This window comes from Enterococcus sp. AZ062 (genome assembly GCF_051715065.1).
Lineage (GTDB): Bacteria > Bacillota > Bacilli > Lactobacillales > Enterococcaceae > Enterococcus_B > Enterococcus_B mundtii.
This window is the reverse complement of the sequence record NZ_JBIOTB010000001.1, coordinates 2,045,390-2,061,668: the sequence shown is the minus strand read 5'-3', so window position 1 is coordinate 2,061,668 and position 16,279 is coordinate 2,045,390. Positions and strand designations below refer to the sequence as shown.

Sequence of the window (16,279 nt, the reverse complement as noted above, 5' to 3'; positions counted from 1 at the left end):
AAATGTTTTATTATAAATTTACTAAATAAAATGAAAGAAGGTTTTGTCAAAAAAGTCCCTGTTTTCTGGTCATCACTTTTGTTAAAATAAATAACGAATATAATTATATGGATAAAGGAGTCTTAACATGACAATTTTAGTATTAGGCGGAGCAGGCTATATTGGTTCCCATGCCGTCGATCAATTAATTGAAAAGGGCTATGATGTAGCAGTCGTGGATAATCTTTTGACAGGCCATCGTCAAGCAGTTCATACTGATGCACGGTTTTATGAAGGAGATATTCGTGACAAAGAATTTCTACGCGGAGTTTTCCAAAAAGAAACGATTGAGGGCGTCTTGCACTTTGCAGCGAGCTCGTTAGTCGGTGAATCAGTTGAAAAACCCTTAGTCTACTTCAATAATAATGTTTATGGCATGCAAGTATTATTAGAAGTAATGCACGAGTTTGATGTGAAACGGATCGTCTTTTCTTCAACAGCTGCGACTTACGGTGAGCCAAAAGAATCGCCGATCACAGAGGAGTCACCAACGAATCCGAAAAATCCTTATGGCGAAAGCAAGTTGATGATGGAAAAAATGATGAAGTGGTGTGACGAAGCATATGGCATGCGTTATGTGGCTTTACGCTATTTTAATGTAGCAGGAGCTAAGAATGATGCGTCGATCGGCGAAGATCATACACCTGAAACTCATTTAGTACCGATCATTTTACAAGTGGCTTTAGGCCAACGAGAGTCATTAGCGATCTATGGCGATGATTATGATACCCCAGACGGAACATGCATCAGAGATTATGTACAAGTAGAAGATCTGATTGCTGCACATATTTTAGCTTTAGAATATTTAAAAGCTGGAAATGAAAGTAACTTCTTCAACTTGGGAAGTAATAAAGGTTATTCAGTCACAGAGATGCTAGAAGCAGCACGAGAAGTCACAGGCCGCGATATCCCTGCGAAAATCGCACCACGAAGAGCGGGTGATCCAAGTCGTTTAGTAGCTTCAAGTGAAAAAGCGAGAGCAATCCTTGGCTGGGCACCTGAATATACAGATGTGAAAGAAATCATCAAAACTGCTTGGGCATGGCATGAAAGCCATCCTAACGGGTATGAAAAGTAGGTGGAAGAAAATGACGATTAGTCAAACAATTGCAGATTTTGTCACACTAGCAATCGCGTCTGGTGGTTGGATGGAAATGGACCGTATCTACTTACAAAATCGTATTTTAGGTCTTATTGGCGAAGAAGCCGGCGACTCTTTTGAAGTACGTCCAGTGCAAGAAGAATCGGTCGATCTATTGAATCGTTTAGTTGAACAAGCAAAAGAAAATGGCTTGGTGACGGATGTAACAGCTGACCGAGAAATATTTGAGGCACAATTGATGGATTTCTTGACGCCACCACCTTCTGTTGTCAATGCTTTTTTTGCTCAACATTATTCAAAAAGTCCAGAAGAAGCGACGGATTATTTTTATCAGTTGAGCCGCAACAATGACTATATCAAAACACGAGCCATCGCAAAAAATATCGTGTATACTTATCCGTCTGAATACGGAGACTTGGAAATCACGATCAATCTATCTAAACCTGAAAAAGATCCAAAACAAATCGCTGCAGAAAGAAAAGCGGTGCATGTCGATTACCCATCGTGTATGTTATGTATGGAAAATGAAGGGTACAAAGGAAGATTGAATTACCCAGCACGAACCAATCATCGAATCATCCGAATGAACTTAGACGGAGAAAGTTGGGGATTTCAGTATTCGCCTTATGCCTACTACAATGAACACTCGATCATTTTATCAGAAGAACATCGACCAATGCGCATCACAAAAGAAACGTTTGCTCGGTTGTTGAAGATCACTGAAGTCTTACCACACTATTTCGTAGGTTCAAATGCTGATTTGCCGATCGTTGGTGGATCGATCCTTTCACATGACCATTATCAAGCAGGGCGTCATGAATTTCCGATGGCGAAAGCGCCGATGGAGAAATTGATCAAGCTAGGCGAGTATCCACAGGTAATTGCAGGGATCGTCAAATGGCCGATGTCTGTGATCCGTTTACAGTCGCCCGATAAAGATTTATTAGTAGAAGCAGCGGATGCGGTCTTAAACAAATGGCAGAACTATTCAGATGAATCAGTATCAGTCATCGCCTATTCAGCAGATGGTACGCCACATCACACGATCACGCCGATTGTTCGTCGCAGAGAGGATTACTTTGAAATCGACTTAGTATTGCGCGACAACAATGTGTCCGAAGAACATCCTGAAGGGATTTTCCATCCTCATCGTGATATCCAACATATCAAAAAAGAAAATATTGGCTTGATCGAAGTTATGGGGTTGGCCGTCTTGCCACCACGCTTAAAACCAGAATTGGAAGAAGTGAAGCAATATCTACTGGGTGAAGAAAATCAACTCGCGGACTATCATCGTGAATGGGCAGAACAGCTAAAACAAGCAAATCCTGATTTGACTGAAGAGACTGCGACAGTTGTTATCCAAAATGCTGTTGGGCAAGTCTTCGCCAGAGTTTTAGAAGATGCCGGCGTCTTCAAACGGGACGAACAAGGAAGAGCTGCGTTCTTGCGCTTTACTGAAACATTATAAGCATCGGTCAGTTACAGGAGGGGAAACGAATGGCCACAATCAAAGATATTGCTCAGTTGGCGGGAGTTTCTCCTGCCACTGTCTCAAGAGTGCTGAATTATGATGAGAAATTGTCAGTAGGCATGGAAACGAAACAAAAAATTTTTGAAGCAGCTGAACACTTGAATTATAAAAAACATCATAAGAATCTAGCCTCTGAAAAACAAACGATCAAATTGATCCAATGGTATGATACACAAGAAGAATTAGAAGATCTTTATTATCTTTCTATACGCTTAGGAATCGAAAAAAAAGCGGAGGAAGCGAATATTCGCCTGATCAAGGAAACCTGGGATGCCATTAGTGAGCAATCTGCAGATGGAACGATTGCTTTAGGAAAGTTTGACGAAGAGCAATTGAAAGAATTGAAACGTACGCAAGAAAACCTTTTACTTGTCGATTCAGATGGCACAAGATTTGGCATCGATTCTTTAGTCGTTGATTTTGAGTCGAGTCTTCGCTTAGTGATGGATCATTTCTTACAAGAAGAAGTCAAACAACTCGTGATGATAGCCGGAAAAGAGTACACGAAGCAACACCGAACACCGGTGACTGATCCTAGAACGGCAATTTTTCAAAAACTGATCAGTGAAGAAAAGAACCTCTCAGGAAAAATCATTGAAGCGGATTTTTCAGTGGAGGCAGGATATCAAGCTGTTCATGATTTTTTATTGCAAGAAAAGGAATTACCTGATGCGTTGTTTGCTGCGAATGATGCGTTAGCAATTGGTGCATTGAAGGCAATCAAAGAAGCAGGATTGACTATCCCGCAAGATATCTCAGTGATAGGCTTCAACGATATCAGTGTAGCAAAGTATGTCTCACCACCTCTCTCTACAGTTAAAGTGTACACCGAATGGATGGGGGAGTTGGCAGTTGAGACATTGAGCCAGTTGATCCATAGTACTGCACCGGTTTCAAGAAAAATCACGATCGCGACAGAACTAATTTTACGAGAATCAACAAAACAAGCCACGATCAAATAGACGATTATCAACCTAAGTAAAGGGGTGGAAATTTCAACAGCGGCGAGAGCCAAACTTGATTTTTCCTCCCCTTTTTTACCTCGAAGTATGCTACAATGATAAACGACATTAGAGTAGTAGAAGGGAACGGTCAAATGATTACATTAGGGATCGATACAGCAAATCAAACCTTAGCTGTTGGCGTATTGGAAGACGAAACAGTGTTAGGTCAAATCCAAATCAATAGAAAGAAAAATCATAGTCTGACATTGATGCCAGCGTTGGATCAATTGATCTCAGATTGCCAACTCACACCAGAACAAATCGATCGAATTGCTGTGTCAAGTGGTCCAGGCTCTTATACAGGATTGAGAATCGGTGTCACAACTGCCAAGACATTAGCCTATACTTTAAATAAAGAATTGGTGGGTGTTTCCAGTCTTGCTGTACTTGCAGCAAATTGCGTAGGAATCGAAGGAATCATTGTACCGATGTTTGATGCGAGAAGAAAAAATGTTTATGCTGGTGCCTATCGCTGGCATCATGGAACATTAGAAAACGTTCTAGAAGACACCCATATTGCTTTCGCAGAATTAACCGAAAAATTAAAACAAATGGATGGATCGATCACTTTTGTCGGTAGCGATTGCCACAAATTCAACTCAGAAATCGCTGAATCAATGCCTGATGCTAAGCGTAACTCCTTGCCACTTTGGGATATTCCTAGTGGAGTTGTCGTCGCGCAATTAGGGGCTTCAAGTAATCCGGTCAACGATATCCAAGCCTTTTTACCACGTTACTTAAAACGAGTGGAAGCAGAAGAAAAATGGTTGGAGACACATACGCCAGGAGAAGAAAGCTATGTTGAAAAAATTTAAAGCCTATCTACGGACCATGCTTCAAGAAAAAGCAGATTATCCAGAGAAAACGATCACTGTAGGCGAAAAGCAATTTCAAATACGGGAACTGACAGTTGATGATGTCAAGGCATTGTTAAGTATCGAACGGGAAGTTTATTTAGGGGAGTTACCTTGGACAAAAAGTGCATTTATCTCAGAGCTGACTTCCCCATTTATGACTTTATATTTAGGGATATTCGATCGAGAAGAATTATTCGGCTTTGTTGGATCTAGAGTATTAGGACTCGATTGCCATCTCACGAACATTGCGGTCAGTCCCAGTTACCAACGGCAGCGTGTCGGCACCTATTTAATCAACGAGATCGAGACATTCGCACGGATGAATCAATGCGAGACCATGTCATTAGAAGTACGGATCAGTAATCAGAATGCCCAACGCTTATACAGAAAACTAGGTTTCCAATCAAGAAAAGTAAAAAAAGGGTATTATACAGAAACGAATGAAGATGCCTTAGATATGGTAAAACTATTAAAAGAAGAGTGAAATAAAGTGATTGAAGAAAAAACAGCTTTCAAGGATACAAAATTAGCTCAAGCGCTTTGGCAAGTCAGTGACGATGCTTTTTTAAATGGATCACCTTGGACAAAAGAGCAATTTTTGTCTGATATCCAACAACCGCAAACCAATTATTTAGTCCTTCACCAGGCAGATGAAATCATTGGCTTTATTGGATATGCCAAAGTACTTGATGAAGTAGAAGTGACGAATCTTGCAGTTCTGACTGCTGAACAACACAAAGGTGTAGCAAGACAATTATTACAAGAGATGCTGCAACGAGAAAAAGCTAACCAAGCGCATAGTGTTTTTTTAGAAGTACGACAGTCAAATATTGCTGCCCAACACCTTTACGAATCAGAAAAATTCCGCCAAGTAGGTAAACGAAAAGCCTACTATCATGATCCGGTCGAAGATGCGGTCATCATGTGTACAAAGCTAAAAACAGAGGTGATGAAACCATGAACGAAAAACAAACAGAATTGATTTTAGCAATCGAGTCAAGCTGTGATGAAACAAGCGTAGCGGTCGTGAAAGATGGTCAAGAAATCTTATCGAATATCGTTGCCTCTCAAATCAACAGCCATAAACGCTTTGGCGGGATCGTACCTGAAGTGGCCAGTCGCCATCATGTAGAGCAAATTACTTTATGTCTCGAAGAAGCGTTGGTGGAAGCAGGCGTGACTGCTGAACAACTTACCGCGGTTGCTGTCACAGAAGGACCTGGTCTTGTAGGGGCATTACTCATCGGTATTTCAGCAGCAAAGGCTTTTGCTTGGGCAAATCATCTACCATTGATCCCAGTGAATCATATGGCAGGACATATTTACTCCGCCCGCTTCGAAAAAGCGTATGAATTTCCATTAATGGCGTTGTTGGTCAGCGGAGGACACACGGAGTTAGTTTATATGGAAGAAGATGGCGCGTATGAAATCATCGGTGAAACAAGAGACGATGCCGCTGGAGAAGCCTACGATAAAGTAGGACGTGTTTTAGGATTGAGCTATCCAAGTGGAAAAGAAATCGATGAATTAGCCCATCAAGGTAAAGATGCCTATCACTTTCCTCGGGCAATGCTTCGTGAAGATAACTATGATTTTAGTTTCAGTGGCTTAAAAAGTGCATTTATCAATTTAGTCCACAACGCGGAGCAACGAGGGGAAGAATTGGATCGAGCAGACCTTGCTGCGAGTTTCCAAGCCAGTGTTGTGGAAGTCTTGGTAACAAAAACGATACGTGCTTGCAAGAGTAATCCGGTGAAGCAATTGATCCTTGCAGGTGGCGTTGCTGCCAATCAAGGGCTAAGAGAAAGCTTAAAAGAAAGTTTAGCCACAGAATTACCTGAATTGGAACTGATCGTACCACCATTACGCCTTTGTGGGGACAATGCGGCAATGATCGGTGCCGCTGCATCCGTCGAATGGCGAAAAGGACGTCTTGCTGATTATCGACTGAACGCAGAACCAGGTTTAGTGTTAGGTGAGACAATAGAAAATGTCAGGTAAATTACCTGACATTCATCTAAGAAATTTGAATGCAAAAAAGATTATATGGATATAATCTAGGTTATTATAAGTATAGTTATGGAATTGGAGACTTCTCCTTTTCCATACACTTAGCATTGACAAGGCTGAAAGGCCCAAAAAACTTAAATTAACTCAGGTTATATAAATTGTGTCAGTTAATTCTATGTGATAGTATAGGAACTGTAGAAAATAAAAAGGATAATGTTATTTTCTATAGTGTTTAAACTGAAGGTTGAAAGCCTTCACAATTCAATGCAAAGGAGGTCGAATGGATGAAAAAGTTTGTCGGATATTTAGTTGTATTTTTCACTGCATTATTGTTCACTGTCCCTGTAGATGCCGCTGGCGCGATTTCTGCGAATGAGCAACAGATCCTAGACTTGTTGAAAGCACCAGTAAGTGTTCAAGGAAAAGAATTCACTGTCCCTGATACTTACATTACACAAGCCGAAAACCATTTGAAACAAAATGATTTAACGGATGCACAAGTAGAAACTGCCGTTACAGGTATTCAAAATGTGCGTAATCTGTTAGGTTCAGTAACAATAGATATGACAGGAGTCAACACGCTTGATGATTTGATCCGTGCTTTACCACGGGATGTCATCATGCAAATCCAACAAGAGGTAACGAGAGTTGCTGACGCGTTGGGATTAGTTGTACTAAGTTGGAATGGTAGCAACATCCAAATCGGTGCGAAAAACGCTGATGGAACAACATCACCAGCTTTTAGTACTAGTTCTCCAATTAAACAAACAGGTGGTAACTATACCGCTAGTGCAATGGCAATTGCTTCATTACTATTAGTCGCAGCAGGTGCGGTCGTAGTAGGAAGAAAGACAAAGATTGCGTAAAAAACGCAAGCTGCTTAAGAGACTAGGGGCAATGCTTTTTGTCCCTGTCTTTTTTTTGGCAGCTGGTTATTCTCTAATGTACGTCATAGGAAGACCTGTCATTCATTTTGCCACTTCTTCTTTAAATTTGTTTTTACTTTCAGATGTCCCAACATTCGAAACGCAAGAACAAAGCTTTGAAGCTGTAAAAGAAGAAGATGTCGCTAAAGATGAGAACAATGAACTGGCATCTAGCAGTGTCGCTTACCCTAGAGGTGGCGAACGCTATGGTGACATCATGGTGGATTCTTTAGATCTGAATGTGCCTTTGTATTTTGGAGATACCGATGAGATATTAAGAAAAGGTGCCGGACAATATATGGGTTCTGTCTACATAGGTGAGACTGGAACTTCACTAGTTGGTGGGCACAATGTTGATGGGTTTGGTAAGCTAAGCGGTATTCAAACAAATGATATCGTGACAGCTAAGACGACCTATGCGAATTACCGCTATCGAGTAAAAGAAATGGTGATTCGTCATAAAGATGATCCGGAAATCAATGAATTGATCAGTCAAAAAGATAAACCAATACTGCTTCTTTATACATGCTATCCTGTTGATAGTTTAGGCATGACGGATGAACGACTTTTTGTTATCTGTGAGTTAGTTGAAGGTCCGTTGATCAATCCTAATAAATAGGAGGAAATCATGAGTACGCAAAAATTCATGCAAAAAGGGTCTCGTTGGCTACTTACTTTTATTTGTTCTTTGAGTTTGTTTGCCGGCATGACGTTAGTTGTATTGAGACTAACGTTGTTCAACCAACAGTTTATGGAAAAAGCCATGGAAGAAGCCAATTATTCAGAAACGATCACCTCTGAGATCAATCAAAGAATCAGCGATCTAGGTCGAGGAAGCAATATTCCTGCAGATGTATTGGCAGACACTGTTCCTCAAGCTTATGTACAATCGAATGTTGAACACTATATACGCACCATTTATACAGACATTCCTTTTTTGATTGAACGGACAGAGGATGTAGACAAAATCATCCAGAAAAAAGTCGAAGACTATGCGAAAGAAAACAATTATGAAATCAATGCAGAAACACAACAATCGATTGATAATCTAAAAAAATCTGCCATCGAAACCTATAGTGAATATATTGAGATCCCTTATCTTTTGACCTATGGCAAGCAAGTGATGGGGTACAAAAGAACGCTGACCTTATTGATTTTCTTCACAATGACAGTTTCTGCATTATTAGTGATTGCGATCATTGCGATCGACACACGTTTTTTCCATCGTGCGTTACGCTATTTAAGTTATGCAGTGGGGGGCGCAGGTCTAATGCTGTTAGCGTTACCTCTTTTTGTGTACCTTTCCAAAATGGTCGAGCGTATCGGCATCAATTCAAAGTCGCTCTATCATTTTTTAACTACGTATCTAAGCAACTTTATTGTAACATTTATCCAATGGGGAATCGTGCTCATAATTTGTAGTTTCATCATCTGGATGTTGAGCGAATTATTAAGAAGACGAAAAGTTAAGAAAAGATATTAACGATAGAAAGTGGAGAAAACATGGAAGAAACGATTAGTCTAGGAGAATTATTTGAGATTTTAAGAAAGCGTTGGTTGCTGATTCTTGCGACCACGCTTGCCGGATTTGCATTAGCTGCTGGAGTCACGTTCTTTTTGATCACACCTAAATACAGTTCATCAGCTGAGATGATCGTTCAGTCAAAAGCAGAAAATACGAATACGAATCTACAAGATGTCAACGCTAACGTATTGTTGATCAATACTTACAAAGATATGATTTTAGGCGATGTTGTCATCAATGATGTTCAAAGAGAACTTGAACAAAATTATGGACAAAGTCTTACAAAGGGTGAGTTGAAATCAGTGATCAGTGTCAATCAATCACAAAACTCACAAATGTTCCAAATCGTTGCAACTGTCGATAATCCAGATCATGCGACGGATATCGCCAACGTCACAGCACAAGTATTCCAATCAAAAGCCACGGACGTATTGAATGTCAATAAAGTGACGATCACTTCTGCAGCACAAAGCAATCCTACACCTGTTTCACCAAACAATATGCTGAACGTAGTTATCGGCGGGTTGCTTGGTTTGATGATTGGAGTCGGATTAGCCTTTCTTCTAGAGTTGTTAGATAAAACAGTCAAAGATGAACGTTTTGTCACAGAAGAATTAGGATTGCCGATTCTTGGAGATGTCAATGAAATGACGAAGAAAGAACTCGAAAACGGCCGTATGTTTCAACCGGCAGAAGTCGAAACGATTGAAACAACTGAACAAAGAGAAAGCCGTCGTTCACGAAAACGTGTATAAGGAGAAGTATTTATGAAGAAAAACACTATTTTACCTGTTTCACTCCTCAGCATTACCGATAAAAATGCCATGGTTTCCGAACAATATCGGACGATTCGTTCAAATATCCAATTTGCTTCTGTCGATCGTGAATTGAAGACGATGGTCGTGACTTCATCTGGACCAGGTGAAGGAAAATCAACAACAGCTGCTAACTTAGCTGTCGTATTCGCAAATAGTGGCAAAAGAGTTTTGCTGGTTGATGCTGATTTGAGAAAACCAAGTGTAGCATTGACTTTTCAATTGCCAAATGTCAATGGATTAAGTAATTTCTTAGGTGATCGTGAAGGAAGACCGGAATCATATTATCATACCAGTTCCGTTGAAAATCTTTGGGTCATGACAAGTGGACCGAAGCCACCTAATCCATCAGAACTGCTTGATTCGAAACGAATGGAAGAAGTGATCGATCAACTAAAAGCATTATTTGATTTGATCATTTTTGATTTACCACCCATTGCAACAGTCACTGATGCTCAAATCTTAGCCGCAAAAACAGATGGGACACTTTTAGTCGTCCGAGAACGCAAAACAATGAAACAAGAATTAATCAAAGCGAAAGAACTGCTATCCATTGCACAAGCAACGATTTTAGGTGTTGTTTACAATGGTGCGAAGAAGAATGCAGATTTTAATTATTATTACTATTGATGAGGAAGTGAGCAAAAATGATTGATTTACATTGTCATATTTTACCTGGTATAGATGACGGACCAAAAACGGTCAAAGAATCGATCGCCATGGCAGAAGAAGCTGTTCGACAAGGAATCACCCACATTTTATGCACCCCTCATCACAATCAACGTTTCACCAATGAAAAAGCAGATGTATTACTAGCTGTCGAAGACTTGCAAAAAGAACTCGATCGACAGTCCATCCCCCTAACTTTATTTGAAGGACAAGAAGTTCGAATAAAAAGAAATCTAATAGATGAAATTAAAAGTGACAAGATTCTTTTTGCAGATGTTACCGATCGCTATTTGCTAGCTGAGCTACCAACAAACAGCATTCCCGAATACACAGAAAGTTTGTTTTATGAATTACGTCAGATGGGGATCGTACCAATCATTGTCCATCCTGAGCGGAACCGTGGTTTTCAAGAAAGTCCTAATCTATTATTACCCTACTTGAATATGGGCTGTTTGGCGCAGTTGACTGCACCAAGTATTGCAGGAGTTTATGGCAAACAGATCAAGAAGTTAAGTGAAGAACTGGTTCAACATCGGCTTGTCCAGATGATCGCCTCAGATGCCCATAGTCGAAAAGATCGGGATTTTTATATGGAGAAAGCCTATAGTATCGTAGAGAAAAAATTTGGACCAAGAGTTATCGAAGAAATGGATCAAGTAACAAGAGACATCATCAATGGGGAGCAAGTGCATGCAAAAGATTTTCGACCTATTGTATAAAAGTTTTAGGGGGCGCAGGGGTTGTTTGAACTTACTAGAAGAAGAAAAGTAATCATTTTAGTTTTGGTTGATAGTTTGCTATTAGGCATCTCTATATTATCAAGCTATTATTTTATGACACCATTTGTTGGTATCGATCAAGATTATTTAGCCGTGAATTTAGGCGTATCACTAATTTTTTATATTGGATATGGCATGCTGTTCAAAACATTCACGCGAATCAATCGATATACGAATTTAAATGAGATGGCAGCTATTTTTTCAGCCATTACTTGTACCGTTATTTCATCATTTATCATTCAATATTTGTTTATGCAAAAAATCAGCCTTAGATTACAATTATTAACTTACATCTTATCTATGTTTCTCATCATCAGCAGTCGTTTATTCTGGCGTATATATATCGAACATAAAGCACAGCGTCAAGAATCGCCACTAAACAAACACAGAACACTAATTATCGGAGCTGGCGAAGGCGGACGTATCCTATGCAATAGTATTCTTAGTTCAAAAGCAATCAACGATTTGGAAGTGATTGGCTTTGTGGATGATGATCCGAACAAATATAAAACATATTTGTCTGGGATAAAAGTCGTAGGGAATACCAAAGACTTACCAAGATTGATCGATGAATTGTCGATTGACATGGTAACGATCGCGATACCTTCCTTGCCACGAAAAAGAATTCGTGAAATTTTCCATCTTATCGAATCAAAAGAAGTCAAGATGAATACCATGCCCTCGATTGAAGAAATCGCATCAGGGAAAATCAATGTTTCTCGGCTGAAAGAAATCGACGTGGTCGACTTGTTAGGACGAGAAGAAGTCAAATTAGATTTAGACAAACTAAAATCACACATCTCAGAAAAAGTCATACTTGTTACCGGAGCTGGAGGCTCTATTGGTTCAGAAATTTGTCGTCAAGTACTTGCTTTTTCGCCAAAAAAATTACTCTTATTAGGACATGGTGAAAACTCGATTTATTTGATTCATCGCGAACTATCAGGAGATCCCTCTTATAATAAAACAGAAATCATTCCAATTATTGCTGATATCCAAGACCGTGAAAAGATCTTCCATATCATGAAAGAACATCAGCCAGATATCGTCTATCATGCAGCAGCACATAAGCATGTGCCCTTAATGGAATATAACCCAAGAGAAGCAGTGAAAAACAATATCAAAGGAACAAAAAACGTAGCTGAAGCTGCCAAAGAAGCGAATGTCAAAAACTTTGTAATGGTTTCCACAGATAAAGCAAATAACCCACCAAATGTAATGGGAGCCACCAAACGAATCGCAGAAATGATCGTGACAGGCTTGAATGGAGAAAACTGTACCAAGTTTTCGGCCGTAAGATTTGGTAATGTATTAGGCTCCCGCGGAAGCGTGATCCCTGTTTTTCGAGAACAGATCGCAAAAGGCGGACCAATCACGATCACCGACTTTCGGATGACCCGTTACTTTATGACGATCCCAGAAGCAAGCCGTTTAGTCATCCAATCGAGTGCATTAGCCAAAGGTGGCGAAATCTTTGTCTTAGATATGAGTGAACCAGTTAAAATCTTAGATCTTGCACGAAATATGATCCGCTTGAGTGGATACACTGAAGAAGAAATCGAAATCGTCGAAACAGGCATTCGACCTGGCGAAAAATTGTATGAAGAACTGTTATTGGACAAAGAACGAAATGATGAACAGGTGTATGAAAAAATTTTTGTCGGGAATATCAAAGGTTACCCGATCCAAGAAGTCATGGAATTTGTAACAGGTTTATCCGACGATGACAAACAACTAGCAAAAGAAGTCGTAGCATTTGCGAGGGCTTCGAGTAAGTAGACGATAGGAGATAGAGATGAAAAAGAAGATATTGTTGTCTTCACCTCATATGAGTGATGAAGGATATGAACAAGCTTACGTGAAAGAAGCATTTGATACAAACTGGATTGCCCCATTAGGAGCAAATGTAGATGGATTTGAATCAGAACTAGCAGAATTTGTGCAGGTAAAATATGCTGCGGCATTATCTTCTGGAACAGCGGCGATTCATCTTGCTTTAAAAGCAGCCGGTGTTGAAAAAGGAGATATAGTGCTTTGCCAATCTTTAACCTTTTCAGCAACGGCGAACCCTATTATTTACCAAGATGCTATCCCGGTATTTATAGATAGTAACATGGAATCATGGAACATGGATCCTAAGGCATTAAGAGAGGGTTTGGAAAAATATCCTCATGCAAAAGCTGTGATCGTGGTCCATTTATATGGATTATCTGCTGAATTAGATGAGATTATTGCAATCTGCAAAGAATATAATGTTACGTTGATTGAGGATGCGGCAGAATCCTTAGGGACAAAATATAAAAACCAATATACAGGTACTTTTGGTAAATATGGTATTTATTCTTTCAATGGTAATAAAATCATTACTACTTCTGGTGGTGGTATGCTTGTTTCTAATGAAAAGGAAAAAATAGATAAAGCTAGATTCTGGGCAACCCAATCACGTGATAATGCTAGACATTATCAACATAGTGAAATTGGTTATAACTATAGAATGAGTAACGTAGCTGCTGGAATTGGCCGAGGTCAACTGAAAGTACTTCAGGAAAGAATCGACAAAAAAAGATATATATATGATTTTTATAAACAGGAGTTAGCTGATTTTTCAGCCATTACATTTATGCCTGAAAATAGTTGGGATAAACCTAACTATTGGTTGAGCGCTATTTTAGTAGAAGGTGTTGATCCCACAAAAATCATGGATGCATTGGCTCTTGAAGATATTGAAGCGCGACCTATTTGGAAACCTATGCATTTACAACCTATATTTAAAGATTTCGATTATATTGGTAATAGAAATGCGGAAAATCTATTTAATAAAGGAATTTGTCTACCATCCGATACCAAAATGACTGATGAAGATATATTAAAAGTATGCTTGGTGATAAAGGGAGTTGTACAAAATGAACCTATACAAACAGATATTTAAGAGAGTACTAGATGTGTGTATATCTATAGTAGTATTAATAATCTGCTCTCCTATAATTATAATTTTGTCAATTTTAATAAAGTTAACTTCAGAAGGACCAGTTTTTTTTAAACAGAAGAGATTGGGGCTAAATGGAGAGAATTTCTTTATCTATAAATTCAGAACAATGTGTGTTGGAGCAGAAACTATAGGTGATGGATTAACGATTAAGACTGCTTCGGATAATAGAATTACCAAAGTTGGAGGATTTTTAAGAAAGACTGGTTTGGATGAACTGCCACAACTAATAAATATCATTATCGGGGATATGTCACTTATCGGACCTAGACCACCAGTTACTTATTTTCCTTATGATGGATTTAATGCTTACCCAGAATGGGCCAAGAAACGATTTACGGTCAGACCTGGTATTACAGGTTTGGCGCAATGTACTGTAAGAAATTCTGTAAGCTGGGATAAGCGTATAGAAATTGATTTACAATATATACAAGAAATATCTTTTACTAATGATTTAAAAATAATTTATAAAACAATTTTAAAGGTATTTAAAATACAGGATATTTACGATGAGGGGAAAATCACACGTGATAAAGAATGAGCGTATCAAACTCAGACCGCTGGAAATAGAAGATGGTAAACACCTGTACAAATGGAAAAATTCAGAGGAAGTATTCAAATATTTAGGGGGCGGATTTAAACCTCAATCATTTTTTGAATTAAATGAATTTTTACCTCAATTATGTAGAATAACAGAAAAAAATTACCGGTTTATTATTTTGAATGCAAAAAACAATCTCCCCATTGGACTAATAGGACTATATGATATCAATAATATTCACCGAAATTGTGAAGTAGGCTTATATATCGGAGATGAGGATTATCTTAATATGGGTATTGGGACTGATGCACTAAAGTTGATCGAAGAGTATGCTAAAAACTATTTGAATATTAGAAAAATTTCTTTATCAGTAGTTAGTGAAAATATAGGGGCAGTAAGCTTTTGGGAAAAAAACTCTTATAAATTGGTTGGCGTAAAGAAAGAAGATCGTTATATACAGGGAAAATACTGTGATGTAGAAATACGAGAAAAGTTTTTATAGGGAGATCTAGAATGAATATTTTAATACTAAGTTGCGGAACAAGAAACAAAATAGTTGAATACTTTAAAAGAGAACTTTTAGAAAACGGTGGGAAAGTTTACGGAACGGATAGTAACTTTTTAGCACCCGCACTTTATATGTGTGACGACTATTTTATTGTTCCGCCCTTCACTAGTGAGGTTTATCTCAAAGAAATTCTAAAAATCTGTCAGGATAACGACATACATGCAATATTCTCTTTAATTGATACAGAGATAGAGATATTATCCAAGAATCGCCGATTATTTGAAGATAATAATATAACGGTTTTTGCACCTTCTTATGATATGGCTCAAATGTGTTTAAATAAAGAGATGATGTACAATCAACTTCTTGAATTAGGAATCAATACACCGAAAAGTTATTTTAATTATGATAACTTTCTGTTTGCTTATCAAAAAGGTGAAGTTAGTCTGCCAGTTTTTGTTAAGCCTATATGTGGAAGTGCTAGCATCGGAGTCGGATTGATCCATAGTATCGAACATCTAGAAATACTTTTTAAGACTTCAGAAACACCTCTAATGATTCAAGAGAATATGAATGGGAAAGAATATGGTATTGATTGTTATATTGATATCTTTACCGGTGAAGTGATAGACATATTTGTGAAAGAAAAACTAAGAATGCGTGCGGGTGAAACAGACAAATCTAAATCTATTCATATTCAACAGGCAAAGGAAATAATTGAAAAATTTGTGGCAAACTCTCCAGGGTTAGCTGGTCCGAATGATTTTGACTTGTTTGAAAAAGATGGCGAATTTTATTTATCAGAGGTTAACCCACGATTCGGAGGTGGCTACCCTCATGCATATGAATCCGGTGTAAATTTTACTAAATATTTAATTGAGAATAGTTTAGGTAAGAGATTAGAAAAACAAGATATTTTTTACTACAAAGAAGATGTTTATATGATGAAATACAGTGAACAAATTTTAATTGAAAAATAAGAGG

General features: G+C 38.6%; 18 protein-coding genes. All 18 read left to right on the top strand.

The window, feature by feature from the left end; all coding sequences use genetic code 11:
* Positions 1-127 precede the first annotated feature (127 nt).
* The 18 genes from galE to IGJ00_RS09670 all read left to right on the top strand — a co-directional run bounded on the left by galE (position 128) and on the right by IGJ00_RS09670 (position 16,275).
* A complete protein-coding gene (gene galE, locus IGJ00_RS09755) occupies positions 128-1,117 on the top strand; it encodes a UDP-glucose 4-epimerase GalE (protein ID WP_065096439.1) in 990 nt (329 codons plus the stop codon).
* Positions 1,118-1,127: 10 nt separating this feature from the next.
* Positions 1,128-2,612 (top strand): UDP-glucose--hexose-1-phosphate uridylyltransferase, encoded by a 1,485-nt coding sequence (gene galT, locus IGJ00_RS09750; protein ID WP_430603700.1) that lies wholly within the window; start codon positions 1,128-1,130, stop codon positions 2,610-2,612.
* A 29-nt stretch (positions 2,613-2,641) separates the two neighbouring features.
* Entirely contained in the window at positions 2,642-3,637 is a 996-nt protein-coding gene (locus IGJ00_RS09745) for a LacI family DNA-binding transcriptional regulator (RefSeq protein WP_086334824.1), read from the top strand.
* Between the two features lie 134 nt (positions 3,638-3,771).
* A complete protein-coding gene (tsaB, locus tag IGJ00_RS09740; RefSeq protein WP_195514520.1) occupies positions 3,772-4,494 on the top strand; it encodes a tRNA (adenosine(37)-N6)-threonylcarbamoyltransferase complex dimerization subunit type 1 TsaB in 723 nt (240 codons plus the stop codon).
* Entirely contained in the window at positions 4,478-5,020 is a 543-nt protein-coding gene (gene rimI, locus IGJ00_RS09735) for a ribosomal protein S18-alanine N-acetyltransferase (RefSeq protein ID WP_074800770.1), read from the top strand. Before tsaB ends, rimI (IGJ00_RS09735) begins: the two co-directional genes overlap by 17 nt.
* Before the next feature lie 6 nt (positions 5,021-5,026).
* On the top strand, positions 5,027-5,497 hold the full coding sequence (gene rimI / locus IGJ00_RS09730) for a ribosomal protein S18-alanine N-acetyltransferase (RefSeq protein ID WP_375148205.1): 471 nt from the start codon (positions 5,027-5,029) through the stop codon (positions 5,495-5,497).
* Positions 5,494-6,537, top strand: a complete 1,044-nt coding sequence (gene tsaD, locus IGJ00_RS09725; RefSeq protein ID WP_438844375.1) for a tRNA (adenosine(37)-N6)-threonylcarbamoyltransferase complex transferase subunit TsaD — start codon at positions 5,494-5,496, stop codon at positions 6,535-6,537. Before rimI (IGJ00_RS09730) ends, tsaD begins: the two co-directional genes overlap by 4 nt.
* 293 nt (positions 6,538-6,830) lie before the next feature.
* Complete coding sequence (locus tag IGJ00_RS09720; protein ID WP_074800761.1) at positions 6,831-7,412, top strand: hypothetical protein; 582 nt, start codon at positions 6,831-6,833, stop codon at positions 7,410-7,412.
* A 31-nt stretch (positions 7,413-7,443) separates the two neighbouring features.
* Positions 7,444-8,091 (top strand): class D sortase, encoded by a 648-nt coding sequence (locus IGJ00_RS09715; RefSeq protein WP_161642526.1) that lies wholly within the window; start codon positions 7,444-7,446, stop codon positions 8,089-8,091.
* A 9-nt stretch (positions 8,092-8,100) separates the two neighbouring features.
* On the top strand, positions 8,101-8,955 hold the full coding sequence (locus IGJ00_RS09710; protein WP_010735160.1) for a hypothetical protein: 855 nt from the start codon (positions 8,101-8,103) through the stop codon (positions 8,953-8,955).
* A gap of 20 nt (positions 8,956-8,975) precedes the next feature.
* Positions 8,976-9,752 (top strand): YveK family protein, encoded by a 777-nt coding sequence (locus IGJ00_RS09705; RefSeq protein ID WP_010735161.1) that lies wholly within the window; start codon positions 8,976-8,978, stop codon positions 9,750-9,752.
* A gap of 12 nt (positions 9,753-9,764) precedes the next feature.
* Positions 9,765-10,442 (top strand): CpsD/CapB family tyrosine-protein kinase, encoded by a 678-nt coding sequence (locus IGJ00_RS09700; protein WP_065096447.1) that lies wholly within the window; start codon positions 9,765-9,767, stop codon positions 10,440-10,442.
* Positions 10,443-10,459: 17 nt separating this feature from the next.
* Entirely contained in the window at positions 10,460-11,200 is a 741-nt protein-coding gene (locus IGJ00_RS09695; protein ID WP_071867866.1) for a tyrosine-protein phosphatase, read from the top strand.
* Between the two features lie 21 nt (positions 11,201-11,221).
* On the top strand, positions 11,222-13,039 hold the full coding sequence (locus IGJ00_RS09690; RefSeq protein WP_071867867.1) for a polysaccharide biosynthesis protein: 1,818 nt from the start codon (positions 11,222-11,224) through the stop codon (positions 13,037-13,039).
* Positions 13,040-13,055: 16 nt separating this feature from the next.
* Positions 13,056-14,189, top strand: a complete 1,134-nt coding sequence (locus IGJ00_RS09685) for a DegT/DnrJ/EryC1/StrS family aminotransferase (RefSeq protein ID WP_108173752.1) — start codon at positions 13,056-13,058, stop codon at positions 14,187-14,189.
* Positions 14,164-14,787: a sugar transferase gene (locus IGJ00_RS09680; protein WP_438844374.1), complete on the top strand. Its 624-nt coding sequence runs from the start codon at positions 14,164-14,166 to the stop codon at positions 14,785-14,787. The genes IGJ00_RS09685 and IGJ00_RS09680 overlap by 26 nt, the downstream gene beginning before the upstream one ends.
* Entirely contained in the window at positions 14,774-15,289 is a 516-nt protein-coding gene (locus tag IGJ00_RS09675) for a GNAT family N-acetyltransferase (RefSeq protein ID WP_238046346.1), read from the top strand. The genes IGJ00_RS09680 and IGJ00_RS09675 overlap by 14 nt, the downstream gene beginning before the upstream one ends.
* Before the next feature lie 11 nt (positions 15,290-15,300).
* On the top strand, positions 15,301-16,275 hold the full coding sequence (locus tag IGJ00_RS09670; protein WP_108173806.1) for an ATP-grasp domain-containing protein: 975 nt from the start codon (positions 15,301-15,303) through the stop codon (positions 16,273-16,275).
* The last annotated feature ends 4 nt before the right edge of the window (positions 16,276-16,279 follow it).